The sequence below is a fragment of the Methylobacillus caricis genome (assembly GCF_020532705.1).
In the GTDB taxonomy this organism is placed as follows: domain Bacteria; phylum Pseudomonadota; class Gammaproteobacteria; order Burkholderiales; family Methylophilaceae; genus Methylobacillus; species Methylobacillus caricis.
Genome location: NZ_JAJAVD010000004.1, coordinates 54,724 through 78,947 on the forward strand (window position 1 = coordinate 54,724; position 24,224 = coordinate 78,947).

The window sequence follows — 24,224 nt, forward strand, 5'->3', positions numbered from 1 at the left end:
CATCATCCTTTCGGCCCAAAGCTCATTTTGCCCACCAGGCGGTTTTTCGCCAGTGGCACAACATCGAGCAAGCCCAGGCCTAATGCACGTAGCTTGCGCAGCCCAACAATATCATTGGAAAACACATTGACCAGGAAATCGGTGAATATGAGGCCGCTGCGGGTATCTGTCTTTCGACTGGACTGATAGGCACTCAGCATGTTTTCACTTCCCCATTCGCTCGGCACCGTTTGTGCCAGCATCTGAGCCAGCTCCCAGGCATCACGCATTCCCACATTGAACCCCTGGCCGGCAACAGGGTGCATGGTTTGCGCTGCATTACCGATGATCGCAAGATGGGGAGCCGTCACGGACTTCAGATAGGACAGGCGTAAAGGAAAACTCAGGCGTTTGCCAACGGTAAGGAACCTGCCCACCCGATCGCCAAAATGCTCATGCAAGGCACTTAGAAAAGCCTCGTCCTCCAGCTTCAGCAATTTGGCAACCTCTTCCGCCTTGCCGGTCCAGACCAGTGAAAAATCACGATCCCCATTAGGCAACAACGCCACCGGACCTGCAGCGGTAAAACGCTCATATGCGATATTGTCGTGCGGCAGCTCGCACTGCACCTTGGCTACCAGCGCATCATGTCCATAATGCTTGGTTTCCCGTTGCAGACCTGGAATATCGCCCAGGCCGCGCCCGCCGTCGGCAAGCACGGCAAATGCAGCACTATATGCATGCTCCCGGCCTTGATGCCGATAACTGATATGAACAGCATCGGAGGCAGGATTGATGGCTGTCGCTTCAGCCCCATTGACGATGCTGATTCCAGGGAAATTCTTCATGGCGTTATCCAATGCCGCGCTCAACGCACCGTAGGACAACACGTATCCAAGCGCGGGCTGACCATGCTCATTAGCCTTGAGCAAAGTGCGGCCAAAACTGCCGCGTTGAGATACATGAATAGTATTGATCGGCGTCGCCTTGGGCTCCAGCTCCGTCCACAAACCCAGTCGTTCCAGTATCAAGCGGCTGCCATATGATAACGCCAATGCACGCTGATCCTGATGCGAGGCTCCTTGCTCACGTGCCTCAAGCAGGGTGACAGGTACACCTGCCTCCTGCAATGCCAATGCCAGCGTGGCTCCCACCGGGCCTCCACCTACAATCATGATATTGGTATCCAGCCCCTTGCTCATGAAATACCTGCTTTCGCCATCAACTGCTCAATGTCAGCGACTGTTTTCGGTGCCGCTGCCGTGATCACTTCACAACCCTTCGTCGTGACTGCCACATCATCCTCAATGCGGATGCCAATGTTCCAGAAATGTTCGGGGACATTGTCTGCCGGACGCACATAACACCCCGGTTCCACCGTGAGTACCATGCCCGGCTTTAACTTGCGCCAATCTCCATTGCTATCCTTGTACTCACCGGCATCATGCACATCCAACCCCAGCCAATGGCCAGTGCGGTGCATATAAAAACGGCGGTAATCGCCAGACTCAAGCACGGATTCCACACTGCCCTGGCACAAGCCAAAATCAATGAAGCCGCGAACCAGCACTTCCAGCGCTGCTTCATGTGGAGCATTCCAATGCTGGTTTGGGTTAACCTGTCCAATCGCCGCTTGTTGCGCTGCCAGTACCAGCTCGTAAAGGTCTTTTTGCGCTGCAGTGAATTTGCCATTCACCGGAAAAGTCCGGGTAATATCGGCTGCATAGCCATTCAATTCGCAGCCGGCATCAATCAGCAGCAATTCATGATCATTCAGGCGGGCAGAATTGCTGACATAATGCAACACGCAGGCATTGGCCCCGCCGGCAACAATGGAGGTATAAGCTGGTGCCCGACTGCCATGGCGATAAAACTCATGCAACAGTTCCGCTTCAACTTCATATTCCATCATGCCTGGCCTGGTTGCCAGCATGACGCGCTTGTGGGCATGCGCAGTAATGTTTGCTGCGTGCCTCATGACATCCAGCTCCGCTGCTGACTTGACCAGCCGCATCTCATCCAGCAATTGCCTGACGTCTACAATATTGGCTGGCGCAGCGGTACCATTGCGGCTCTGCGCGCGCAATTGCTGCAACCAGCCTGTGACGCGCTGATCCCATGCAGCATCTGCACCCAGGCTGAAATACAGGTTGGGCTGGTTGCCCAATAGCTTAGGCACCAGCTCATCAAGATGGCTGATCGGATAAGCCGCATCAAAACCAAATGCAGACTGCGCACCCTGCGGACCATGGCGGAAACCATCCCAGATTTCTCGCTCCATGTCCTTCTCGCGGCAAAACAATATACTCTTGGGCTGATCGCCCGCTATCAACAACAACAATGACTCCGGCTCATCAAACCCGGTAAGGTAATAAAAATAGCTGTCAAATCGATATGCATAGTGGCTGTCACGATTTCTTATAGCCTCTGGTGCTGTCGGAATCAAGGCAGCGCCCTTTCCCATCTGCTGCACCAATTGCTGCCTGCGGGCGCTAAAATCTTCTGTCTGGCTCATGCTCTTGGGTAACTCGCTCACTATATAATCGATATTAATTTGGTCCGGCACGCAATTGCTGGCCGAGAGCCTGCAAACGCTCGGGAGTGCCGATATCATGCCAGAGGCCAGAGTGATATTCTGCACCAGCCTGTTCTCGCATAACGGCTTCCTTCAGCAATGGGGCCAGCTTGGCCACCTGCCCACGCATGATTCCATTGAACAACTGCGGCCTATATACCGCCACGCCTGAAAACGTCAGGCGCTTTTCCCCCTCCAGCAAGAGCTTGCCATCATCAAAGCCAAAATCCCCGTTGGCATGCTGCGGTGGGTTATCCACCAGCACCAGGTAAGCCAGTTGCGTCTCGGACAGGACATTGGCCAGGTGTGCAAAATCCAGATCGGTAAACACATCACCATTCACTACAAGAAAAGGCTGGTCACCCAGCAGTGGCAATGCGTTGGCAATCCCACCTGCAGTCTCTAGCGCCGCCTGCTCCGGCGAATAAGTAATGGACAGGCCCCAGCGGGCTCCGTTCCCCAGGGCCGCCTCGATCTGGCTGCCCAAATGGGCGTGATTGATGACGACTTCGTTGAAACCCGCGTCTGCCAGGCGTTCTAGATGCCAGATAATCAGCGCTTTGCCGCCAACTTCCAGCAGGGGTTTGGGGGTGTGATCAGTCAATGGCCGCATGCGCTCGCCTCTGCCGGCCGCCAATATCATGGCTTTCATCAGAAGGTGAGCCCTTGTTGCGATGCCACGCCCTGGAGCTCATCCAGCAAGCGCAACAAGGGCCGCAACTCAATGTAACGTGCACATGCACGACGCAGGTAATCCATCACCAATGGCATATCCTTGAGATACGCTTCTTTACCGTCCCGATGATAGAGACGCGCGAAAATCCCCAGCACCTTCAAGTGGCGCTGTACGCCCATCCACTCAAAATCCCGATAGAAATCGGCAATATCCTGCGGCACCGGCAAGCCCGCCTGCTTTGCATCCTGCCAGTATCGAATCAGCCAGTCCAGCACCCGGTCTTCTTCCCAGGAGATATAGGCGTCCTTGAGTAACGACACCAGATCATAGGTAATAGCGCCATAGACAGCGTCCTGGAAATCCAGAACACCGGGGTTCTCACCACATACCATTAGGTTGCGGGAATGGTAATCACGATGCACATACACCTGTCCTTGCGCCAGGATGTTGCGGTTGAGCAGGGCAAAGGACTGCTGAATCACTGCCTGCTGTTTTTCTGTAAGGGTCAAGCCAAGATGCTTGCCAATGTACCAATCAGGGAAGAGCTGCATTTCCCGATTCAGCAAGGCCTCGTCATAAGGCGGGAACTCTTGCGGCGTACTCGCGGACTGCAGTTTGATCAGAGCCTGGCAGGCATCCCGGTACAAACTGTCAGCAGTCTCCGCAGTAAGCGATTGCAGATAGGTGGTATCCCCAAGGTCATCCAGCAGCAGGAATCCCCGCTCCAGATCTTTGGCACGCACCCGGGGCACATGCAGTCCGGCGGCGGAAAACACCTCGGCCGCATGAACAAAAGGACGGCAATCCTCCTGCGGTGGCGGGGCGTCCATTGCAATCAGGGTGTGCCCATCAGCAAGAGAAACGCGGAAATAGCGCCTGAAACTGGCATCAGCAGAAGCTGCCGCCAGGGAAAAAACCTTCCCTTCAAGCACAATGGCAAGCCATTCATTTAATTGTTCAAGGCGGGATACCAACAGTAGGAACCTTCTTATTGATCATGATAAAAACTAGTAAATATTTAATTTACCAAGCGAAAATTAAACTTCCTTTAAATTCAGCAACAAAGCTAGGCAGTGTTTTATTTATGGATTGCTTAAAACAGCAAATTATGCGATTTTATCATCCATAAAACAAACACGCGCCCACTCCTTCCGTTTACAAACATACATTGTGAAAATTCGCCCGATTACTTTCCTCGTTGCAGTTGTTTGCTTAAGTTTCGGCTCAGCACATGCAGAAGACCTCCCTACAAGTCCTACTCCAACAGACAGTACCACACCGGAAGCCGATGCAGGAACCAGTCCTGACAGCATTGTGATCGAAGGGGACAAACTCGAGGTATACCTGGACAGAAAACTGAAGTCGATTGGCAATGCATCCCTGATGACTGGCGATGAAAAGGTCTACGGCGACACTATAGAATATGATGTGCAAAATGAAGAACTGCATGTCCTAGGGAATGCCCGCCTGGAAACCAAGGGCGGGAAAATGATGGGCCCGGAACTACGCCTCAGACCTGGTGATAGCGTGGGCGAAATGAAAAACCCCAAATTCGAGCTGGATAGCCAGTTTGCCAACATGCCCCAGTTCGGCGTCAGTAACAATGATAAAAACCGGGACCAGGACAACGCAGTGACAACATACGGCGCCACTGGCGCCAATACCTCGCTGACCCACCAAAATATCGAAGAAAGCGGTTATGCACCCGGTCTCAGCCGGAAACAGGGTGCATCACGTGGCGATGCAAAAGGCGTGGTATTTGAAGGCCCGGACCACAAGAAACTCAAAAGTGCGCGTTATACCACTTGTGAAGTGGGTTCAGATGATTGGTATATCAAAGCCAAAGAACTGCAGCTTGATGACTACACCAAGACCGGCACCGCACGCAATGCGCGCGTTGAGTTCAAGGGTGTCCCCATACTCTATACCCCCTGGATCAATTTCTCTTTCCTCAACCAGAGGAAATCCGGCCTGCTGGCACCTACCTGGGGAACCACCAGTCGAAGCGGTTTCGAGCTATTGACGCCGTTTTACTGGAATATCGCACCCGATATGGATGCCACCCTTGCAACCCGCTATTTGAGCAAGCGTGGCATGCAGTATCAGGGCGAATTCCGGTATCTGGATGACAATTACCAGGGCACAGCTAACTTAGAGTACCTGCCTAGCGACAGTAGTAGCGGAGAAAATCGTTACTACGCCAAGTTTGCACATTTGCACGATTTCCATAATGGCTGGACTGCAGCCTACAACCTGGAAAAAGTCTCAGACGACAAATACTTTTCTGAAATGTCCACCCGCATTGTCACCACCAGCCGGGTGAACCTGCCGCAACAAGCTTATGTCAATTATGCAGATGACATATGGACTTTCAACGCATTGGTGCAAAAATACCAGACACTGGATAACCTCAACTACCCGTTGCAACGCCTGCCGCAACTGACTTTGGCCGCCAATGATGACTGGGGGCCGTTCACGGTCAACCTGCAGAGTCAATGGGCAAATTTTGACCGTGATTCCAATGCAATCAGCACCCAGGCCACGCTTTCTGGCGGCACGTTAGATACCCTGGTTACTGGCAAACGCCTAGTGGCCTATCCGAGCATCAGCCTGCCAATGGCCCGCCCTTACGGCTACATTACGCCCAAGCTGGGTTTACATCACACAAGCTATCAGGTGGATAACGGTGACTTTAGAGTAAGCGACAGTAATGGCACGCTGCTAGAACAAGGCGAGTATCAGTCCCAAAGCCGTAACCTGCCGATATTCAGCGTGGATAGCGGGCTTTACTTCGACCGTGATGTGCGCATAGTCAAAAACCGCTATACGCAAACACTGGAACCGCGTCTTTACTATACTTATATCCCCTATCGCGACCAATCTACGATCCCCGTCTATGACTCCAGTCTGGCCGACTTGAACATGGGCTCACTGTTCCTGGAAAACCAGTTTACCGGCAGTGACCGTATCAACAATGCAAACCAGTTGACCATGGCGGTAACCAGCCGGCTCATCAGCAAGAAAACCGGTGAACAACGCCTGGCAGTAACTCTGGGTCAGCGTTATTATTTTACAGACGAGAAAGTCTATCTGCCAGGCGTAACACCGCGCTCCGGCGACACTTCCGACATCATCGGCGAAATCACTGCCAAATTGCTCAACAACTGGAACATAGACATCTTCGGCCAGTACAATACCGACCGCAATGTATACGTCCGCAACAATATCAGTGCCCGCTACAACCCCGAGCCCGGCAAGACACTCAATATCGGCTACCGTTACACGGAAGACCGCCTGGAGCAGATCAATATTTCCGGTCAATGGCCCCTGGGTCAAGGTTGGTATGGCCTGGGACGCTGGAACTACTCCCTCCGCGAGAATCAGCCGATTGAAGGTATTGCCGGACTCGAATACGATGCTGGCTGCTGGCAGGCCAGAACCGTGATGCAGCGTGTGTCGACGGCAACTGCCGATGCCAACTATGCACTCTACTTCCAGCTAGAGCTGGGCGGCCTTGCGTCCATCGGACAGAATCCGCTAAAACTTCTTAACCGTGCCATTCCCGGCTATACTAGCTCCAGCCTGATTCCGGACTCCTACCAGTAATTATCCTATGCGCAATCTTTCATTTATAGCACTGGCAAAGGTTTTCTTTGCCCTGATGACCCTTTCCATTAGCAGCAGCCATGCCCTGGCTGCCGCAGAAGTCGCCAAGCTCGACCGTATTGTGGCTATCGTTGACCAGGCCGTGATCACGGAAAAAGAACTGGCTGACCGTATTCAAACCGTCACAGCCCAACTGGAAAAACAAGGTACGCAACTGCCGCCAAAAGAAATATTGGAAAAGCAGATTCTCGAGCGGCTGATCAATGACAGGCTCCAGTTGGAATATGCTGCCCAGACCGGCCTGCGCGTGGACGATGCACAGCTGGACAAGACCATAGAGCGCATTGCGGAGCAAAACCAGCTTAGTACTGGCGAATTCAGAAAAGCGCTGGAAACCGAAGGCATTCCCTATCGCAAGTTCCGTGAGGACATTCGCAACGAAATCATCCTGGCACGCCTGCGCGAGCGCGAGGTCGATAACCGCATGAATGTCACAGAATCGGAAATTGACAATTTCCTGACTACGCAATCGTCGCGAAACGATATTCAGGATGAGTTCGAAGTATCGCACATTCTGGTGCGCGCGCCTGAAGAAGGCAGCCCGGAAGAGTTGCAGAAGCTCAAATCAAAAGCGGAAACCGCTTTGAAAGAATTGCAAGGTGGCACTGATTTTGCACAGGTCTCGGCAGCCTTTTCAGATGCTCCCAATGCACTGGAGGGCGGCAATCTGGGCTGGAAAACAGCGTCCCAATTACCATCCTTGTTCGTGGATGCATTACAGCCGTTGCAAGCTGGACAACTCACCACAGTTTTGCGTAGCCCCAATGGCTACCATATCCTGAAACTCACAAACCGGCGTGGTGGCAGCTCTCCTCTGGTAGTTGACCAGACCCACGTCAGGCATATCCTGATCAAACTGAGCGAAGTCGTTTCAGAACAAGATGCCGAGCACAAAATCGGCTCGATCAAGGAACGGCTGGATAACGGTGCAGACTTTGCCGAACTGGCACGCCAGTATTCAGAAGATGCCTCAGCCAACAATGGCGGCGATCTTGGCTGGACCAACCCAGGAGATACCGTACCCCAGTTCGAAAAAGTCATGAATGCCCTGCAACCGAATGAAATCAGCGAGCCGGTGCGCACACCTTTTGGCTGGCATATCATTCAGGTAGTTGAGCGTCGCAAGCAGGACATGAGCAAGGAAGCCGCACGCCTCAAGGCCCGTCAGGAAATACGTGCTCGCAAGTCTGATGAAAGCTACCAGGATTGGGTACGAGAATTACGCGATCGCGCCTATGTTGAGTACCGACTGGAAGACAAATACTAGTCACGCGGTGAACGTCCTGACTCACATCGCCCTCACCGCAGGCGAGCCGGCAGGCATAGGCATTGACTTGTGCGTCATGCTTGCCAGCCGCCCCCTGGAAGCCAGCATTGTCGTGATCGCCGACCAGAAGGTGCTCATCGAACGTGCCCTTCAGCTTGGCTTGCCGCTGGCCATCACTCCCTACCAGTCTGGGAAAAGACATCGCCATGAGGGTGGCGACACGCTGACCGTATTACATATTCCAGCCTCGGAAAAAGTGGTGCCAGGCCAGCTGGACAGCCGCAATGGGCAATATGTACTGCATACTCTGGAGCGTGCCATCGAAGGCTGTATCCAGCACGAGTTTGATGCGATGGTCACAGCTCCTGTACACAAAGGGATCATCAACGATGCCGGCATTGCCTTCACAGGCCATACCGAATTTCTCGCTGAACGCACCACCACTGACCAGGTTGTCATGATGCTTGTTGGTGGTAATCTGCGGGTAGCCCTGGCAACCACTCACCTGCCCTTGGCAGAAGTCAGCCAGGCCATCACAAGGGAAAGCCTGGAAACTACCATCCGCATCCTGCATCACGACCTTGTCAAAAAATTCGGCATTCCCAATCCACGTATCCTGGTCACCGGCCTTAACCCTCATGCAGGCGAAGGCGGGCATTTGGGTATGGAGGAAATCAATGTCATCACTCCAGTGCTTGATCGCTTGCGTGCTGTAGGCATGCAGCTCAAAGGCCCCTTGCCTGCAGATACATTATTTACCCAACACAACCTGCAGCAAGGGGATTGCGTGCTCGCGATGTATCACGACCAGGGGTTGCCAGTTTTGAAACATGCCAGTTTTGGCGGAGGCGTCAATGTCACACTGGGCTTGCCCATCATCCGCACCTCGGTGGACCACGGCACAGCATTGGATCTTGCTGGACGCGGCAATATCGATATCGGCAGCCTGCTGGCAGCCATAGACCTTGCCATCACTCTAGCCCGCCATGGCAGAAACAATATATGAAGCATATTGCAAAGAAACGTTTTGGCCAGAATTTCCTGACTGACCGCGCCATTATCAACAGCCTGATTGAAGCCATCGCGCCACAAGCCCAGGATTCCATGATTGAGATTGGCCCAGGCCTCGGCGCCATGACGCAGCCACTGTTACAGCACCTTGATCACTTGCACGTGGTGGAAATAGATCGCGATATCATCAGCTGGATGCAGGAATTTTATCCTGCAGGCAAAGTCACCATACACAATAGCGATGCCCTGAAATTTGACTTTACACGGATAAGCGACCATATCCGTGTCGTCGGCAACCTGCCGTACAACATCTCCACACCGATACTGTTTCATCTGTTGGACAACGTTTCTCACATTATCGATATGCATTTCATGTTGCAAAAGGAAGTGGTGGAGCGCATGGTGGCAGCCCCTTCAACATCCAGCTATGGCCGCTTGTCCGTGATGCTGCAATACCGCCTTCAGATGGAGTACCTGATCACCGTACCGCCTGAGGCATTTGACCCCGCTCCCAAAGTCGAGTCCGCTTTTGTAAGGGCTGTCCCCTATGCCACCCTGCCGTATCCAGCAAAAGATGAGGCCTTGTTGGCCAGGATAGTCACAAGCGCGTTCGGCCAGCGCCGCAAAACCTTACGCAATACGCTGAAAGGCTTGCTGGACGATACAGGCTTCACTGCACTGGGGCTGGATTCACAATTGCGGGCAGAAAACCTGTCCGTTGCTGAATTCGTCAACATTGCCAATTACCTCGCCGATTAAGTGGCAACTGATATAATTACGGATTGAAAAGAGGAGACCACATGAGAGTCATACTATTAGGCGCACCGGGCGCAGGCAAAGGCACCCAGGCGACCTTCATCAAGGAACAATTCGGTATTCCTCAAATATCGACAGGGGATATGTTGCGGGCTGCGGTCAAGGCTGGCACCCAGCTTGGCCTGGAAGCCAAGCGTTATATGGATTCCGGTGGCCTGGTACCCGATGAAGTCATCATCGGGCTGGTGAAAGAGCGCATCAAGGATGCCGACTGTCAGCAAGGCTTCCTGTTTGATGGTTTCCCACGCACTATCCCCCAGGCAGAGGCCATGAAAGAAGCTGGCGTGAATATCGATTATGTTGTTGAAATCGACGTGCCTGACGAAGAAATCATCAAACGCATGAGCGGCAGACGCTCGCACCTGGCTTCTGGGCGTACTTATCACGTCATATTCAATCCGCCAAAAGTGGCAGGCAAGGATGACGTGACTGGAGAAGACCTGGTTCAGCGTGACGACGACAAGGAAGAAACCGTCGCCAAGCGGTTGGAGGTATACCATAGCCAGACCAAGCCTTTGGTCAATTACTATTCCAGCTGGGCCAGCAATGGCGGCGAACATGCGCCAAAATACGTGAGGGTTTCCGGCCTGGGCGAAGTGGATAAAATCCGCGAGGGCATTCTGGAATCGCTACGCAAATAAACAGCGACATCCCAATAAAAAAGCCGGGCCCATGCCCGGCTTTTTTATTTAGTGGGTGAATTAAAATTCAGTCCAATCATCTCCAGACATTGGCGATGCCGCTATTGATGCAGAAGCTGGCGTACTATTGGCAGCGGCCGGCTTCGTACGCGCTGGCCCGGACTTGACAACCGCCTTGGGCTTGATGATATTGCCGGGTTTGGCTTTTACTGCAGGAGCCCCAACTGGCTTGGCTTGCCATCCGCTGATCTTGAATACGCTGACAGCCTGGGCCAAATTGGCTGCCTGGTCCTGTAAGGACTGTGAAGCAGCGGCAGCCTCCTCCACCAATGCTGCATTCTGCTGGGTAACTTCATCCATTTGTCCGATGGCTTGATTGACCTGCTCAATACCCGTGCTTTGCTCTTGGCTGGCAGCGCTGATCTCGCTCACAATATCCGTCACTCGTTTCACACTGTTAACGACCTCAGTCATGGTGGAACCAGCCTGTTCAACCAGTCTGCTGCCAGCATCCACGCTAGCAACTGAATCACCGATCAAGGTCTTGATTTCCTTGGCGGCATTGGCCGAGCGTTGCGCCAGGCTACGAACTTCCGTGGCCACTACGGCAAAGCCACGCCCCTGCTCTCCCGCACGCGCCGCCTCCACCGCCGCATTCAAGGCAAGAATATTAGTCTGGAATGCAATGCCATCGATCACACCGATAATATCGGCAATACGCTTGGACGACTCGGTAATTGCACTCATTGTGGCAATGACCTGCTCGACCACTTCTCCACCCTGGACAGCGACACCAGAGGCGGATACCGCCAGCTGATTGGCCTGGCGGGCATTATCCGCATTTTGTTTCACGGTTGAAGTCAGCTCTTCCATTGCCGAGGCCGTTTCTTCCAACGAGCTTGCTTGTTCTTCAGTACGGGAAGAGAGATCGAGATTACCTGTAGCAATTTCGCTGGATGCGGTCGCAATCGTCTCGGTACCATGGCGCACCTCGCCGACAATATTGGCAAGGTTTTCATTCATTGCCTTCAATGCTGCCAACAGTTGCCCGATCTCGTCTTTGGAGTCTACGGTGACTACATTGGTCAAATCTCCATCTGCCACGGCTCTTGCCACATTGACCGCTTTGGATAATGGACGTGTGATACTGAGGGAGAGACGCCAAGCAAAGGCGGCCCCTATAATCAACGCAATCATGCCCAGCGTAATCAATACCCAGATACTGGACTGCCTCACTTGCTGAATTTCTTCCGAAGCCTGGTTGATAACATCTTGCTCAAACTTCACCAGGGCATTAATGCTATCGAAATACTTCTGGCGAGCAGGGATAAATTCCGCCACTATTTTCTGTTCCAGCAAGGCTGCATCAACACCGCTCTCCTGCAATGAGAACAACATATTCCGAACCTGGTTATATTCCTTTTGCTTTTCAAAGACGTCATCCAACTTCGCCTTCTCTTCAGGCTTCGTCAATATGCCTTCGAGCTTTTTCGCCAACTCTTTATTGATAGCAGCAACTTCCTGAATCTGCACCTTGTAGTAATCCTGCACGTTCTTGTCTTGATTCTTGAGTGCTGCCAGGGTCCTCAAGCCATTCTGCACGCCATTAGACGCCCACTCCGTGGTAACCCGCTCTGTAGGCAATTCCACCTCGGACATCCTTCGGGCAGTATTTCCAACCTCGCCTAACCGAGTAATCCCCACAATCACCATCACCACCATCAACAGTAAAATAACGGTAAACCCCCCGCCCAATCTTGCGCCTATTTTCAGGTCAGTCATTTTCATCTTTCCATACTCCTTTTAATTTATTGTTTTTTTATAATTTTTATTAACAATTCCCAACTAACCGAATCCAATACAATGAATATCATTAAACGCTCAATATTCGACAGCCTTTCCGCACCTCACTCTTGCCAGCAATACTTGAGCGACATTTTCACCCGTCACATTCATCAACAACCGCAATGCTGATTCCGTTGTACGACTATGAATCACATATGTAAGCAATCAGCATCCATCATCAGCTTAAACTTTCTATTGCGTTCCCTCTTAAAAACGACTTGTAATGCCAAATCTTGAGAAAAAAAACCGTCTTTGTAAAAGTATGATAAAACGGAGGCTGCCACCTATAGCATTCCCGTCTATTTTCCCTCTCTGAATCAAGGCATACGAAGAAATTCATACTGCTTCAGGTATAATTTTCTTTTTAAAAATTAAAAGACGTCTGACCCACCATGCAGCAGCAGTATCCATTCCGCGAAATCGAACAACAGGCTCAAGAATACTGGGAATCCAACCAGACTTTTGCAGCCAGCGAGCAATCCGACAAACCCAAGTATTACTGTCTCTCCATGTTCCCTTACCCCTCTGGCAAATTGCATATGGGGCATGTGCGCAATTACACCATTGGCGATGTGCTGAGCCGTTATCACCGCATGCGTGGCTTCAACGTCATGCAGCCCATGGGTTGGGATGCATTCGGTTTGCCCGCGGAAAATGCTGCCATCAAGAACAATGTAGCGCCTGCTGGCTGGACCTACAGCAATATCGAGCACATGAAGGAACAGCTTAAGAGCCTTGGCCTGGCAGTCGATTGGCAACGTGAAATCGCCACTTGCAGGCCAGACTATTACCGCTGGGAGCAATGGTTGTTCACCGAGCTTTACAAAAAAGGCCTGATCTACAAGAAAACTGCCACCGTCAACTGGGATCCAGTGGACCAGACCGTACTTGCCAATGAACAGGTCATTGACGGACGCGGCTGGCGATCCGGTGCGCTGGTGGAAAAGCGCGATATTCCACAGTACTTCATGAAGATCACAGCCTATGCAGATGAACTGCTGAATGACATGGACCAGCTGGAAGGCTGGCCGGAACAGGTCAAGACCATGCAGCGCAACTGGATAGGCAAGAGCTATGGCTGCGAGGTGGAGTTCCCGCTGGACGAAGGCAATGGCACGCTCAAGGTATATACCACCCGTCCGGATACCTTGATGGGAGCAACCTATGTTGCCGTCGCGGCCGAACATGCACTGGCCACCCAGGCTGCAAAAAACAACCCGGAGCTGCTTGCATTCATTGAAGAATGCAAGCGTGGCAGCGTGGCAGAAGCCGACATCGCCACTGCCGAGAAAAAAGGCATGGCTACCGGCCTGTTTGTCCTGCACCCGTTATCTGGTGAAAAATTGCCGGTATGGGTGGCCAATTACGTGCTGATCAGCTATGGCGAAGGTGCAGTCATGGCCGTGCCAGCACATGATGAACGTGATTTTGAATTTGCCGGAAAATACCAGCTGCCAGTCAAAGCTGTCGTCAAACCCGTGCATGAAGAACTAGTGTTGCCGTTATCCCAGGCTTATACCGAGCACGGCATCCTGTTCAACTCGGGTGAATTCAATGGCCTGGATTTCAACAAGGCCACTGATGCGATTGCCAAAGCTTTGAGCAGCAAGGACCTGGGCCAGAAACGCACACAATATCGCCTACGCGACTGGGGCATTTCGCGCCAGCGCTACTGGGGCTGCCCAATCCCTATCGTGCATTGCCCAAGCTGCGGTGAGGTGCCAGTCCCTGCCGATCAATTGCCTGTGGTACTACCGGAAGACGTGGTCATGGACGGTGTAGGATCCCCGATCAAGAAGGATCCGGGCTTCTATGAAACCACCTGCCCAAGCTGCGGTGAAAAAGCGACGCGTGAAACCGACACCATGGATACCTTTGTCGAGTCTTCCTGGTATTTCGCCCGTTATGCCAGCTTTGATGCAGACAATAGCATGGTCGATGAACGTGCCAACTACTGGTTGCCGGTAGACCAGTATATTGGTGGCATTGAACATGCCATTCTGCACTTGCTCTATGCCCGCTTCTTCAACAAGCTGATGCGCGATGTTGGACTGGTCAAACATGACGAACCGTTCAGCAAACTCTTGACCCAGGGCATGGTACTCAAGGACGGCAGCAAGATGTCGAAGTCCAAGGGCAATACCGTAGATCCACAAGAACTTATCGACCACTACGGTGCCGACACTGCCCGCCTGTTCATGATGTTTGCCGCACCGCCCGAGCAAAGCCTGGAATGGTCTGATGCGGGCGTGGAGGGTGCCCACCGCTTCCTTAAACGCGTATGGACTGCCGTTGCCAACCATGTGGAATCGGGCGTCGCGGCAGCCTTTACCACTGGTGAGTTGCCAGCAGAGCTCAAGCACTTCCGCCGACAATTGCACCAGACCATAGATAAAGTAAGCGACGATTATGGCCGCCGCCATTCATTCAACACTGCGATTGCCGCGGTAATGGAGCTGATGAATGCGTATGCCAAGCTGGAAGGTAACGACACGACTACGCGTGCCATTCGACAGGAAACCCTGGAAAATGTGGTATTGCTGTTATCCCCTATCGTGCCGCACATCAGTCACACACTATGGAACGAACTCCACCCTGGTAGCAATTTGCTGGATACGCGGTGGCCAGTTGCCAACAAGGCAGCCATGGTGCAGGACGAAATCGAGCTGATGCTGCAGGTCAATGGCAAGCTGCGCGGCAGCATGACGGTGGCCCGGACCCTGGACAAGGCTGCCATCGAGGCGCTGGCTGTGCAACAGGAAGGCATCCAGAAATATCTGGCTGAAGGCAGCGTACGCAAGATCATCGTCGTACCCAACAAACTCGTTAACATCGTTGTAGGATAGAACATGCATATGCGCGCCGCCCGCTGGATACTGATCGCCCTGTTGCTGGCCCTGACTGCCTGCGGATTCAAGATGCGCGGCGTGGCAGATCTCAAGTTCAACACGCTTTACATCCAGGGCCCCACCATCTCCATCTCCAAACCGTTCAAGCGCCAGGTGGCCATCAATGGCGTCAAGATCGTCAGCTCTGCCGACCAGGCAGACCTCTTGCTGGAGATCATGAGCGAAGCGCAGGAACAGCGCATTCTTTCCTTGAGCGGCCGCGGTCTGGTACGTGAGTACGAGTTGTTCTACACAGTGAACTTCCGCCTGCGCGACCCCTCCAGTGAAACCTGGGGCGATGTGCAAATCATCAAGGGCAGGCGTGAAATCACCTATGATGACTCGCAACTGCTAGCAAAACAGCTGGAGCAGGAGCGTTTGTACAATGACATGAAAGATGATGCAGTACGCGAACTGCTGCGCCGCCTGGTGGTACAACGACCGGATAAAAGCAAGCCGCGCGCTGCCGACCTCAAGTCACTAGACGACGAAACGGTGGAATGAGGCTACAGCCACAACAGCTTGCCCAGCATTTGAGCCAGGGCTTGCGCCCGCTATACATACTCATGGGCGACGAACCTCTGGCGCAGCGCGAATGCCTGGATGCAATCCGTGCGGCGGCACGTGCCGCTGGCCATGATGAACGCAGCAGCCTGGTGGTGGAACGCAATTTCAATTGGCAGCAGGTTGCGGCCTTCGGGCAATCCATATCTCTCTTTGCCAGCCGTCGCATCCTGGAAATCGCCATCCCTTCCGGCAAGCCAGGCACCGATGGCAGCAAGGCCTTGCAGGCACTGGCTGAACATCCGGCAGAAGATACCGTCACCATCATCATCCTGCCCAAGCTGGACAAGGATGGTAAAAACAGTGCATGGTATAGCGCATTGGAAAATGCGGGCGTTTCGCTGGCGTTGCTGGAAATTGATCCCGCTCAACTGCCACAGTGGATATCCACCCGGCTCGCCTTGCAGCAACAACAGGCTGATCGCGAAACTCTGGAATTCCTCGCGCACCAGGTAGAAGGCAACCTGCTGGCGGCGCACCAGGAAATCCAGAAGCTGGGATTGTTGTTCCCCACAGGCATGCTGAATGCTGAAAGCGTACGTGAGGCAGTGCTCAATGTGTCTCGCTATGATGCATTCCAGCTTGGTGAAGCGGTGCTCGCCGGTGATGACGAGCGTACCGTGCGCATACTGCATGGATTGCGGGATGAAGGTGCCCAGCCGGTTGCCGTCATGAGCGCGCTGGGCTGGGGATTGCGCGGACTGATCAAGGTCAAGTACGCTGAATCTCAGGGCAACAATGTCACTAGCGCCATGCAGCAGGCACGAATTTATGGCGACAGGCAGAACCAGGTCAAACGTGCGCTGTCTCGATTAAGCATGCGCCAGCTGGAAGCCGCGTTGCAGAAACTGGCTGAGATAGATAAGGCAGCCAAGGGCCTCATGCATAATGACGCATGGCTGGAGATTTCGAGGCTATGCTTCGGCCTCGCCCGCATAGGCAGAAAATAAAAGGCAGGAAATGGACGATATCAAACACTATATGCAGCAATTAGGCATTGAAGCCCGCGCGGCTTCACGTGCCATGGCCAGGGCCAGTACCAATACCAAGAACCAGGCACTACGTGCCATTGCTGCGGCCGTCCGTCGCGAGCACTCCGCGCTGCTTGCCGCCAACCATGCAGACCTGGAAGCCGCACGCCGCAATGGCCTGGAACCTGCCATGCTGGATAGATTGGTACTGTCAGAAAAAGGCATACACACCATGGCGGAAGGCCTGGAGCAAATTGCCGCGCTACCTGATCCTATTGGTGAAATGTCAGACTTCAAATACCGCCCTTCGGGCATCCAGATCGGCAAGATGCGCGTACCGCTGGGCGTGATCGGCATCATCTATGAAGCCAGGCCCAACGTCACGGCTGACGCCGCCGGCCTCTGCATCAAGTCGGGCAATGCAGCCATCCTGCGCGGTGGCTCTGAAGCCATCCAGTGCAACCAGGTGCTGGCCGAGCTGGTACACGAGGGCTTGGCCGCCGCTGGCCTGCCTGCAACAGCAGTACAGGTGGTCACCACCACAGACCGCGCAGCCGTAGGTGAGCTCATTACCATGAAGGATTATGTGGACGTGATTGTGCCTCGCGGTGGCAAGGGCTTGATAGAGCGTATCTCCAATGATGCCCGCATCCCTGTCATCAAGCACTTGGACGGTAATTGCCATGTGTATGTCGATGCAGGTGCAGACCTCGACAAGGCAGTACGCATACTGGAAAACTCCAAGACCCAGCGCCTGGGCACCTGCAACACCGCGGAGTCCCTGCTGGTCGCGCGCAGCATTGCAAGCGAGGCCTTGCCTCTGCTTGCCAACATGCTGCTGGAAAAAGGCGTTGAAATCCGTGGCTGTGAAGAAACGCGGACCCTGGTGCCGGCAGCTAAGCCAGCCACCGATCGAGACTATTACACTGAATACCTGGCAGCGATTATCTCGGTTAAGGTTGTGGCAGACGTGGACGAAGCCATTGCCCACATCAACAAATATTCGTCACAACACACTGACGCCATTGTCACCGAGGACTATACCCGTGCCCGGCAGTTCCTGCGCGAGGTGGACTCCAGCAGCGTGATCGTCAATGCCTCTACCCGCTTTGCTGATGGTTTTGAATATGGCCTGGGCGCCGAAATCGGTATCTCCACCGACAAGCTGCATGCCCGCGGCCCGGTCGGACTGGAAGGCCTCACCAGCCTCAAGTACATTGTGCTGGGTGATGGTGAGGTCAGAGCCTGATGGGTTCAAACTCGCCTTGCAGGAATGTCAGTTAACCCAACAATAGCCAAACCAGTGCCACTCATTGGCGTGATGGGTGGCACCTTTGACCCCATCCATTTCGGCCACCTGCGCATGGCGCAGGAACTGGCAGATGCCCTGAAGTTGGCAGAAGTACGCTTCATCCCCGCCGCCAACCCGCCGCATCGCGACCAGCCCATGACCTCTGCCGCACAACGCGCCGAAATGGTCGCTCTTGCGATTGCCGACAATCCCCTGTTCAAGCTGGATAGGCGAGAGCTGGATCGGGAAGGCTACTCATACACCATAGATACCCTGCAATCCCTGCATGAAGAGCTGCAAGGCAAAGCAAGACTTTGCCTGCTGATGGGGCTGGATGCTTTTGCGGGAATCACTAGCTGGCATCGCTGGCAAGACCTGTTGCAGTTTGCTCATATTGTTGTAGCAAGCCGCCCAAATGCAGCATTTCTAGCAGACTGCTCGACCCTGCACCAGTTTCTGCAGGACCACATCCTCACAAATGCACAACAGCTACATGAACAATCGCGATATGGCATCTGGATGCAAGAAATTACAGCGCTGGATATTTCTGCGACAAAAATTCGCTACCAGTTGGAACAAGGCTTGATGCCACGTTATCTTTTGCCCAACGAAGTACTATCATATATTCAGCAACACAAGCTGCTAGCTGAATAAAACATATCCCATCCGCAATTCGTCATTGATTCGTGAAGCATGATCTCCAGTATTGATGGATTTCTTTGACGATTTATTCATGAGCCCATCTGCGCGGGACAATGAAGTTGGAAAGAAGATGATCGAAGCATTAGCCCACATAGGTAAAGCAAAGCATTGGGCAAGAAGCGCTATGACAAACTAGCCAATAAAACTCATTAGCTTACTTACGATATCAAATTATAAAAACCATTTACCGTGTAACCAATGCGGAAACAAGATGGATGTCAGCATCGATATTCGCCTCCTCTTGCCATGCTACAAACCCTAAGTAACTTCCTGGCATGCGCTGACGCAATGTCTGCAGGTTCTCTTCCAGCATCGCCATCTCAGGATCAACCTGATTCGCCACCCAACCTGCCAGCTTCAATCCGCGCCGAGTGATAGCTTCCGCCGTCAACAACGCATGATTGATACAGCCTAAACGCATGCCGACCACTAGAATCAGTGGCAATCCTAACTTGACTGCCAGATCAGCAACATCATGCAGCTCGTCCAGCGGTACGTAAAAACCACCAGCGCCCTCGACAATCACGACATCCGCATTGGCTTGCAAACGCTCGAAAGCAGCTTTGATATGGTTCAGGTCTATCTGCACACCTGCTTGCCGGGCGGCAATATGTGGGGCAATCGCAGGCTCAAATGCGTAGGGGTTGATATCAGACAAAGGCAGATCAACGTTGCTTGCAGCCAGCAATTGTGTCACGTCTTCAGAGACCAGTTGCCCATGCCGGCGTTCGCAGCCTGAGGCCACTGGTTTCATCCCCGCACTGCGCAAGCTACGCTGGGCAAACTGGCGCACCAGCATGCTGCTGATCGTGGTCTTGCCTACCCCGGTATCCGTGCCGGTCACAAAAAAAGCATGCTTCATACACTGCGCTTTTTGGGGTGGAATTCTACAGTAGAAATGCCTGAAGCCTTGCTATGCACCGGTTTCCAGGCATGCCCATAGACCACTTCATAGGTTGCAGGCAACTTGCCTTCACTGCGATATTGCTCGTAAGCGGCTGTCAGTTTTGCAAGAAAGCCTCGTCCCAGCAAGCCGCGCGGCCTGCCCGCTGCGGCATTGTGAGCACCGATGGCCTTGAGGTCTCGCATGACGGCCATGACATCATCATAGGTAAGCACAAAGCGCTCCACATCCAGCACTGGTGCGCTGAAACCGGCACGCACCAGCGCATCGCCGATGTCATGCATATCAATGAAGCGGCTGACATGTACATGGGCCGGCTCGGTGCTGGATGCTGCGCGTAATTCTTTCAGAGTATCAGGCCCGAACGTGCTGAACATCACCAGCCCTTCAGGGCGTAATACGCGATGCATTTCACCAAATGCCCGGTCAAGATCATTACACCACTGGATGGCCACGTTTGACCACACCAGGTCTACACTGGCACTGGCAAGCGGCAATTGCTCAATATCGCCACAGATGGCTGATGTCCGGCTGAAACCCAGAATACGTTTGAACAACGGCTGTTGCGCCAGGGTTTTTTGCAACATGCCGAGCGCAATGTCCAATGACAATACCTGGCTCCCGCTAAAGCGTTTGCCCAGTGCCACGCTGGCATGGCCAGTGCCACACCCGGCATCCAGGATAGCGGCTGGCTGGAGCTTGATCAGGTCAAGCCGTTCAAACATGCGGCCACGAATTTCCTGTTGCAGGATGGCAGAAGCATCATAGTTATCTGCCGCACGATGAAATGAAGCCCGCACCCTGGTTTTGTCTATCTGGTATTCATCCATCATGCTGTCAGCTCGGGATTTGGCGACTGCAACGACTGCTCAGTTTGCAAGAACGCAATAATGGATTCGATAAATTGTTGCGGATGGGAGAGGAAAGGCGCATGCCCGGCCCCTGCAATTACACGCAGTTGCCCGGCTGACAGATGCTGCGCCAGCCAATGAGCCGCTTGCACAGGTGCCAGCGTATCGCGGTCGCCATGGATCAGCAGCGTTTCCTGCCGCAGGGATGCTACCTGCTCCCTGAGATCATTCTCAAGCAAGACATTTAACGCCCTTTGCAATGATGCCGCTGAAGGTACAGGCCGTTCAGCAATTGCATGGCGCAACTGCTTGATTGTCGCACGGGCATCACTGGCACCCATGCATTGCAGGGTAAGGAATTTCAGCAAGGTCGCATGGTAATCCTCCCCTACCTGCCGGGCAAATTTTTCAAACACGGCAGCCGCCATGCCATTTAGCCAAGGCTGTGGAGCGTCAGCATCGGTATTGATGAAGCGTGGCGTACTGCCCACCAGTACCAGCCGCCTGACGTACTGAGGATGGCTAAGTGCGAGGCTCATGGCAACCAATCCACCCAACGACCAGCCACAGATATCAGCATTTACCGGCAATTGCGGCAGCAACGCCTTTACGATCTCTTGCAAACTCTCGGCTGAAATATCCTGGCTGAACCCCATGCCTGGAAGATCGACAACATACAGCTCAAACTGCTTAGCGAGCTTTTTGACCAGAGGCTGCCACACACCGCCATGCATGCCCCAGCCATGAATCAATACCAGCGGGCGCCCGCTGCCAGTGATTTGCACATGCAGTTGACTCATGCGGATTCAGCCTTCTCTAACACAGCAATTAAATGGCGAACATCTGCCACAGTATGTGCGGCAGAAAGGGAGATACGTAAACGGGCAGTGCCCTTGGGCACGGTAGGCGGACGGATGGCAGGCACCAGAATTCCCGACTCACGTAAGCACTCACTCGCTTTCAAGGCATCTTCGTTACTGCCGACAAGAATTGGCTGGATGGCGGTTTCTGAAGGCATCAACCGCCAACGCTGTAATCGGCATTCATCATGCAACAATTTGATCAACCCATGCAGGTGCTGGCGGCGCTGACTGTCCTGCTCGATCAACCTCACCCCAGCCAGCGCTGAGGCAGCTACTGGTGCCGGGCTGGCGGTGGTATAGATATAAGGCTTGGCTGTTTGCAACAGATAATCCACCAACACTTGCTCGCCAGCAACGAAAGCACCGGCGGCGCCGGCCGCCTTGCCCAAGGTTGCCATATAGATAATTCGCTCGGAATATAAGTTGAAATGCTCCAGCACGCCACGGCCTCCAGCACCCAGAACGCCAAAACCATGCGCATCATCCAGCATCAGATAGGCGTCGTACCGCTCACACAATGCCAGCAATGCAGGCACCGGGGCGATATCCCCGTCCATGCTGAACACCGCATCAGCGATAACCAGCTTGCGCTTGGCTGCGCTGTTGGCCAGCATTTTTTCAAGTGCAGCCAGATCATGATGCGGGTAACGATGCAAATCCGCACGGGACAATACGGCAGCATCATTTAATGATGCATGGTTGAGCTTGTCCGCAAACACTGCATCGCCACGCCCGACCAGCCCAGTAATAATTCCGAGGTTTGCCATATAACCGGTGGTAAACAACAATGCGGCTGGCACTTTGAGGAAGCGGGCCAACTGCTGCTCCAGCCTGTCATGCATCAGCTGATGCCCAGTCACCAAATGTGACGCGCCAGTGCCTGCCCCCGCTTGGTCTGCGGCCAACTTCATCGCCTCCACCAGATCAGGATGACTTGCCAACCCCAAGTAATCGTTACTGCTGAACGAGAGTAGGTGCTCACCATCTACCTGGACATGCGCACCTTGGGCGCTCTGCAATACGCGTCTTTTGCGCAATAACCCCTGTAGCGCGCGCTGGTTGAGCTCAGCCTGTAGCTCATCCAGCATATTGGGGGAAGGGCTTGGCCGGTTCGTGATTGATCCCACGAGGTGTGTCATTCTGGAAAATAATCAGAGTGGATGTATGCCCAGTTTGCCGAATAGCTGCTTGTCAGCTTCGGCCTCTGGATTACCCGTAGTCAGCAGTTTCTCGCCATAGAAAATGGAATTGGCGCCAGCCAGAAAGCACAAAGCCTGTATTCCCTCGTGCATGCTTTGACGGCCAGCTGACAGGCGCACAAAACTCTGCGGCATGGTAATCCGGGCAGCAGCAATCGTACGTACGAACTCGAATGGGTCAAGCTCATCAATACCGTACAGCGGTGTGCCCTCAACCTGGGTCAGCAGGTTGATTGGCACACTTTCAGGAGGGCGCTCCATATTGGCCAATTGCGCCAACAAGCCTGCACGTTGATTGCGGGATTCACCCATGCCGATAATACCGCCGCAACAGACGTTGATATCCACATTGCGTACACGGTCCAGCGTATCCAGCCTGTCCTGGTAAGTCCGGGTAGTAATCACATCGCCATAGTACTCGGGCGCGGTATCCAGGTTATGGTTATAGTAATCCAGGCCTGCATCCTTGAGCTGTTCTGCCTGTCCATCCTTCAGCATGCCCAGGGTAGCGCAGGTTTCCAGACCCATGGCCTTCACTTCCTGGATCATTTTCAGCACAGGCTCAAGATCGCGCTGTTTGGGACTGCGCCAGGCAGCGCCCATACAGAAACGGCTGGCGCCATTTTCCTTGGCGGCACGGGCAGCGGCCAACACTTCCTCCAGCTGCATCAGATCCTGCTTTTCCACATCTGTATGGTAGCGCGCAGCTTGGGGACAATAACCGCAATCCTCCGAACACCCGCCAGTCTTGATGGAAAGCAAGGTGCTGACCTGTACCCCATTGGGATCAAAATTCTCGCGGTGCATGGTTTGCGCCCTGTGCATCAAGTCACTGAATGGCAATTCGAACAAGGCCACAATATCATCAACACTCCAGCGCTTGGGAGTCTCTGCATGTGCTGCTAATTTGGCACGTTCGCCGCCGTCCAGGCCACGAATATCAATTATTGATTCAAGCATAGGGTTTTCCTTATTCCGTTGTTTCTATGGTCACTTCCTGCCATGGCTCTCTCTTGGCCCGCAGGATGTCACGTACGCCTAAAGGCACAATGATAAGAATACTGACAATCCAGATGATGATCGCCAAGTTCAGGCCGCCGCCTACCCATCCAGCCATGTTGGAACTAAAATTAAGCACTACCACCCATGTACCCAACAATCCATAGAACCGGTATCCAGCAGGTACAAGATAGTCACATACCCGGCTACAGGGATGTTGTGCCATGGAAGCATAGATAAATATGGATGCCGCAATCCAGATCGGAATCAAAACCGGCACAATCACAGCAATACTGGAAAAGAAGGGAAAGCTTTGTGCCGCCCGCATCTGCTGCCTAGCTGAAATGATTTTGGTAGCCATAACCTGAAAGTGGGATCAAAAGCGGATTATATCCTGTCAAACAGTAAGGCAACAATCATTTACAATTGACTAAAAATTAATCAATTATTCATCAGGGTCATCTAAGTGTATTGAACAAGTAAACCTTTTCGAGGCATCAGTCTATGCAATCTCTT

General features: G+C 53.3%; 21 protein-coding genes. 10 read left to right on the top strand and 11 right to left on the bottom strand.

Going from position 1 to position 24,224, the window contains the following annotated elements; genetic code table 11:
• Nucleotides 1-2 precede the first annotated feature (2 nt).
• From LG200_RS10720 to LG200_RS10735, 4 genes are read right to left on the bottom strand one after another with little or no spacing between them, the layout of a single operon-like run.
• Nucleotides 3-1,181 (bottom strand): FAD-dependent oxidoreductase, encoded by a 1,179-nt coding sequence (locus LG200_RS10720; RefSeq protein ID WP_226757623.1) that lies wholly within the window; start codon nucleotides 1,179-1,181, stop codon nucleotides 3-5.
• The gene (gene pepP / locus LG200_RS10725; RefSeq protein ID WP_226758240.1) at nucleotides 1,178-2,494 is read right to left on the bottom strand and encodes a Xaa-Pro aminopeptidase; all 1,317 of its coding nucleotides are present in this window, start codon (nucleotides 2,492-2,494) and stop codon (nucleotides 1,178-1,180) included. The genes LG200_RS10720 and pepP overlap by 4 nt, the downstream gene beginning before the upstream one ends.
• Before the next feature lie 34 nt (nucleotides 2,495-2,528).
• Complete coding sequence (gene murU, locus LG200_RS10730; protein ID WP_226757624.1) at nucleotides 2,529-3,206, bottom strand: N-acetylmuramate alpha-1-phosphate uridylyltransferase MurU; 678 nt, start codon at nucleotides 3,204-3,206, stop codon at nucleotides 2,529-2,531.
• Nucleotides 3,206-4,162 (bottom strand): aminoglycoside phosphotransferase family protein, encoded by a 957-nt coding sequence (locus LG200_RS10735; RefSeq protein WP_226757625.1) that lies wholly within the window; start codon nucleotides 4,160-4,162, stop codon nucleotides 3,206-3,208. The genes murU and LG200_RS10735 overlap by 1 nt, the downstream gene beginning before the upstream one ends.
• 238 nt (nucleotides 4,163-4,400) lie before the next feature.
• On the opposite strand from LG200_RS10735, the gene LG200_RS10740 reads away from it, so the two are divergent.
• Genes LG200_RS10740 through adk form a run of 5 tightly spaced genes read left to right on the top strand, consistent with a single transcriptional unit; the run spans nucleotide 4,401 to nucleotide 10,631 of the window.
• Nucleotides 4,401-6,836 (top strand): LPS-assembly protein LptD, encoded by a 2,436-nt coding sequence (locus LG200_RS10740; protein ID WP_226757626.1) that lies wholly within the window; start codon nucleotides 4,401-4,403, stop codon nucleotides 6,834-6,836.
• Between the two features lie 7 nt (nucleotides 6,837-6,843).
• Nucleotides 6,844-8,163, top strand: coding sequence for a peptidylprolyl isomerase (locus LG200_RS10745; protein WP_226757627.1), 1,320 nt, complete (start codon nucleotides 6,844-6,846; stop codon nucleotides 8,161-8,163).
• 7 nt (nucleotides 8,164-8,170) lie between these two features.
• Nucleotides 8,171-9,169, top strand: coding sequence for a 4-hydroxythreonine-4-phosphate dehydrogenase PdxA (gene pdxA, locus LG200_RS10750; RefSeq protein ID WP_226757628.1), 999 nt, complete (start codon nucleotides 8,171-8,173; stop codon nucleotides 9,167-9,169).
• The gene (gene rsmA, locus LG200_RS10755) at nucleotides 9,166-9,933 is read left to right on the top strand and encodes a 16S rRNA (adenine(1518)-N(6)/adenine(1519)-N(6))-dimethyltransferase RsmA (RefSeq protein WP_226757629.1); all 768 of its coding nucleotides are present in this window, start codon (nucleotides 9,166-9,168) and stop codon (nucleotides 9,931-9,933) included. Before pdxA ends, rsmA begins: the two co-directional genes overlap by 4 nt.
• 41 nt (nucleotides 9,934-9,974) lie before the next feature.
• Nucleotides 9,975-10,631: an adenylate kinase gene (gene adk / locus LG200_RS10760; protein WP_226757630.1), complete on the top strand. Its 657-nt coding sequence runs from the start codon at nucleotides 9,975-9,977 to the stop codon at nucleotides 10,629-10,631.
• Between the two features lie 60 nt (nucleotides 10,632-10,691).
• Here adk and LG200_RS10765 read toward each other — a convergent pair whose 3' ends face one another.
• Nucleotides 10,692-12,419, bottom strand: coding sequence for a methyl-accepting chemotaxis protein (locus tag LG200_RS10765; protein WP_226757631.1), 1,728 nt, complete (start codon nucleotides 12,417-12,419; stop codon nucleotides 10,692-10,694).
• 449 nt (nucleotides 12,420-12,868) lie between these two features.
• Between LG200_RS10765 and leuS the strand changes: the two genes are divergently transcribed.
• The 5 genes from leuS to nadD are packed head-to-tail and all read left to right on the top strand — an operon-like array spanning nucleotide 12,869 to nucleotide 18,844.
• Nucleotides 12,869-15,322, top strand: a complete 2,454-nt coding sequence (leuS, locus tag LG200_RS10770) for a leucine--tRNA ligase (RefSeq protein ID WP_226757632.1) — start codon at nucleotides 12,869-12,871, stop codon at nucleotides 15,320-15,322.
• Nucleotides 15,323-15,325: 3 nt separating this feature from the next.
• Nucleotides 15,326-15,868: an LPS-assembly lipoprotein LptE gene (locus tag LG200_RS10775; RefSeq protein WP_226757633.1), complete on the top strand. Its 543-nt coding sequence runs from the start codon at nucleotides 15,326-15,328 to the stop codon at nucleotides 15,866-15,868.
• On the top strand, nucleotides 15,865-16,878 hold the full coding sequence (holA, locus tag LG200_RS10780) for a DNA polymerase III subunit delta (protein WP_226757634.1): 1,014 nt from the start codon (nucleotides 15,865-15,867) through the stop codon (nucleotides 16,876-16,878). The genes LG200_RS10775 and holA overlap by 4 nt, the downstream gene beginning before the upstream one ends.
• Nucleotides 16,879-16,888: 10 nt before the next feature.
• Nucleotides 16,889-18,148, top strand: a complete 1,260-nt coding sequence (locus tag LG200_RS10785) for a glutamate-5-semialdehyde dehydrogenase (protein ID WP_226757635.1) — start codon at nucleotides 16,889-16,891, stop codon at nucleotides 18,146-18,148.
• Between the two features lie 24 nt (nucleotides 18,149-18,172).
• Nucleotides 18,173-18,844, top strand: a complete 672-nt coding sequence (gene nadD / locus LG200_RS10790; RefSeq protein ID WP_226757636.1) for a nicotinate-nucleotide adenylyltransferase — start codon at nucleotides 18,173-18,175, stop codon at nucleotides 18,842-18,844.
• Between the two features lie 232 nt (nucleotides 18,845-19,076).
• Here nadD and bioD read toward each other — a convergent pair whose 3' ends face one another.
• The 6 genes from bioD to LG200_RS10820 form a co-directional block, all read right to left on the bottom strand.
• Nucleotides 19,077-19,754 carry a dethiobiotin synthase gene (bioD, locus tag LG200_RS10795; protein ID WP_226757637.1) on the bottom strand — a complete coding sequence of 226 codons (678 nt, stop codon included), beginning with the start codon at nucleotides 19,752-19,754 and terminating at the stop codon, nucleotides 19,077-19,079.
• Nucleotides 19,751-20,629 (bottom strand): malonyl-ACP O-methyltransferase BioC, encoded by an 879-nt coding sequence (gene bioC, locus LG200_RS10800; RefSeq protein ID WP_226757638.1) that lies wholly within the window; start codon nucleotides 20,627-20,629, stop codon nucleotides 19,751-19,753. Before bioC ends, bioD begins: the two co-directional genes overlap by 4 nt.
• Complete coding sequence (gene bioH / locus LG200_RS10805; RefSeq protein WP_226757639.1) at nucleotides 20,626-21,447, bottom strand: pimeloyl-ACP methyl ester esterase BioH; 822 nt, start codon at nucleotides 21,445-21,447, stop codon at nucleotides 20,626-20,628. Before bioH ends, bioC begins: the two co-directional genes overlap by 4 nt.
• Complete coding sequence (gene bioF / locus LG200_RS10810; protein ID WP_226758241.1) at nucleotides 21,444-22,598, bottom strand: 8-amino-7-oxononanoate synthase; 1,155 nt, start codon at nucleotides 22,596-22,598, stop codon at nucleotides 21,444-21,446. Before bioF ends, bioH begins: the two co-directional genes overlap by 4 nt.
• 63 nt (nucleotides 22,599-22,661) lie before the next feature.
• Nucleotides 22,662-23,669, bottom strand: a complete 1,008-nt coding sequence (gene bioB, locus LG200_RS10815) for a biotin synthase BioB (protein ID WP_226757640.1) — start codon at nucleotides 23,667-23,669, stop codon at nucleotides 22,662-22,664.
• 10 nt (nucleotides 23,670-23,679) lie between these two features.
• Nucleotides 23,680-24,069, bottom strand: coding sequence for a hypothetical protein (locus LG200_RS10820; protein WP_226757641.1), 390 nt, complete (start codon nucleotides 24,067-24,069; stop codon nucleotides 23,680-23,682).
• Nucleotides 24,070-24,224 lie beyond the last annotated feature (155 nt).

Excerpts from the sequence above, each read along its gene's own strand:
- rsmA (WP_226757629.1), top strand. The coding sequence starts at position 9,166 with ATGAAGCATATTGCAAAGAAACGTTTTGGCCAGAATTTCCTGACTGAC.
- LG200_RS10745 (WP_226757627.1), top strand. The coding sequence starts at position 6,844 with ATGCGCAATCTTTCATTTATAGCACTGGCAAAGGTTTTCTTTGCCCTG.
- LG200_RS10765 (WP_226757631.1), bottom strand. The coding sequence starts at position 12,419 with ATGAAAATGACTGACCTGAAAATAGGCGCAAGATTGGGCGGGGGGTTT.
- bioC (WP_226757638.1), bottom strand. The coding sequence starts at position 20,629 with ATGATGGATGAATACCAGATAGACAAAACCAGGGTGCGGGCTTCATTT.
- LG200_RS10820 (WP_226757641.1), bottom strand. The coding sequence starts at position 24,069 with ATGGCTACCAAAATCATTTCAGCTAGGCAGCAGATGCGGGCGGCACAA.
- murU (WP_226757624.1), bottom strand. The coding sequence starts at position 3,206 with ATGAAAGCCATGATATTGGCGGCCGGCAGAGGCGAGCGCATGCGGCCA.
- adk (WP_226757630.1), top strand. The coding sequence starts at position 9,975 with ATGAGAGTCATACTATTAGGCGCACCGGGCGCAGGCAAAGGCACCCAG.
- LG200_RS10775 (WP_226757633.1), top strand. The coding sequence starts at position 15,326 with ATGCATATGCGCGCCGCCCGCTGGATACTGATCGCCCTGTTGCTGGCC.
- bioD (WP_226757637.1), bottom strand. The coding sequence starts at position 19,754 with ATGAAGCATGCTTTTTTTGTGACCGGCACGGATACCGGGGTAGGCAAG.
- bioB (WP_226757640.1), bottom strand. The coding sequence starts at position 23,669 with ATGCTTGAATCAATAATTGATATTCGTGGCCTGGACGGCGGCGAACGT.
- nadD (WP_226757636.1), top strand. The coding sequence starts at position 18,173 with ATGTCAGTTAACCCAACAATAGCCAAACCAGTGCCACTCATTGGCGTG.
- pepP (WP_226758240.1), bottom strand. The coding sequence starts at position 2,494 with ATGAGCCAGACAGAAGATTTTAGCGCCCGCAGGCAGCAATTGGTGCAG.
- bioH (WP_226757639.1), bottom strand. The coding sequence starts at position 21,447 with ATGAGTCAACTGCATGTGCAAATCACTGGCAGCGGGCGCCCGCTGGTA.
- bioF (WP_226758241.1), bottom strand. The coding sequence starts at position 22,598 with ATGCTGGATGAGCTACAGGCTGAGCTCAACCAGCGCGCGCTACAGGGG.
- LG200_RS10785 (WP_226757635.1), top strand. The coding sequence starts at position 16,889 with ATGGACGATATCAAACACTATATGCAGCAATTAGGCATTGAAGCCCGC.
- leuS (WP_226757632.1), top strand. The coding sequence starts at position 12,869 with ATGCAGCAGCAGTATCCATTCCGCGAAATCGAACAACAGGCTCAAGAA.
- LG200_RS10720 (WP_226757623.1), bottom strand. The coding sequence starts at position 1,181 with ATGAGCAAGGGGCTGGATACCAATATCATGATTGTAGGTGGAGGCCCG.
- holA (WP_226757634.1), top strand. The coding sequence starts at position 15,865 with ATGAGGCTACAGCCACAACAGCTTGCCCAGCATTTGAGCCAGGGCTTG.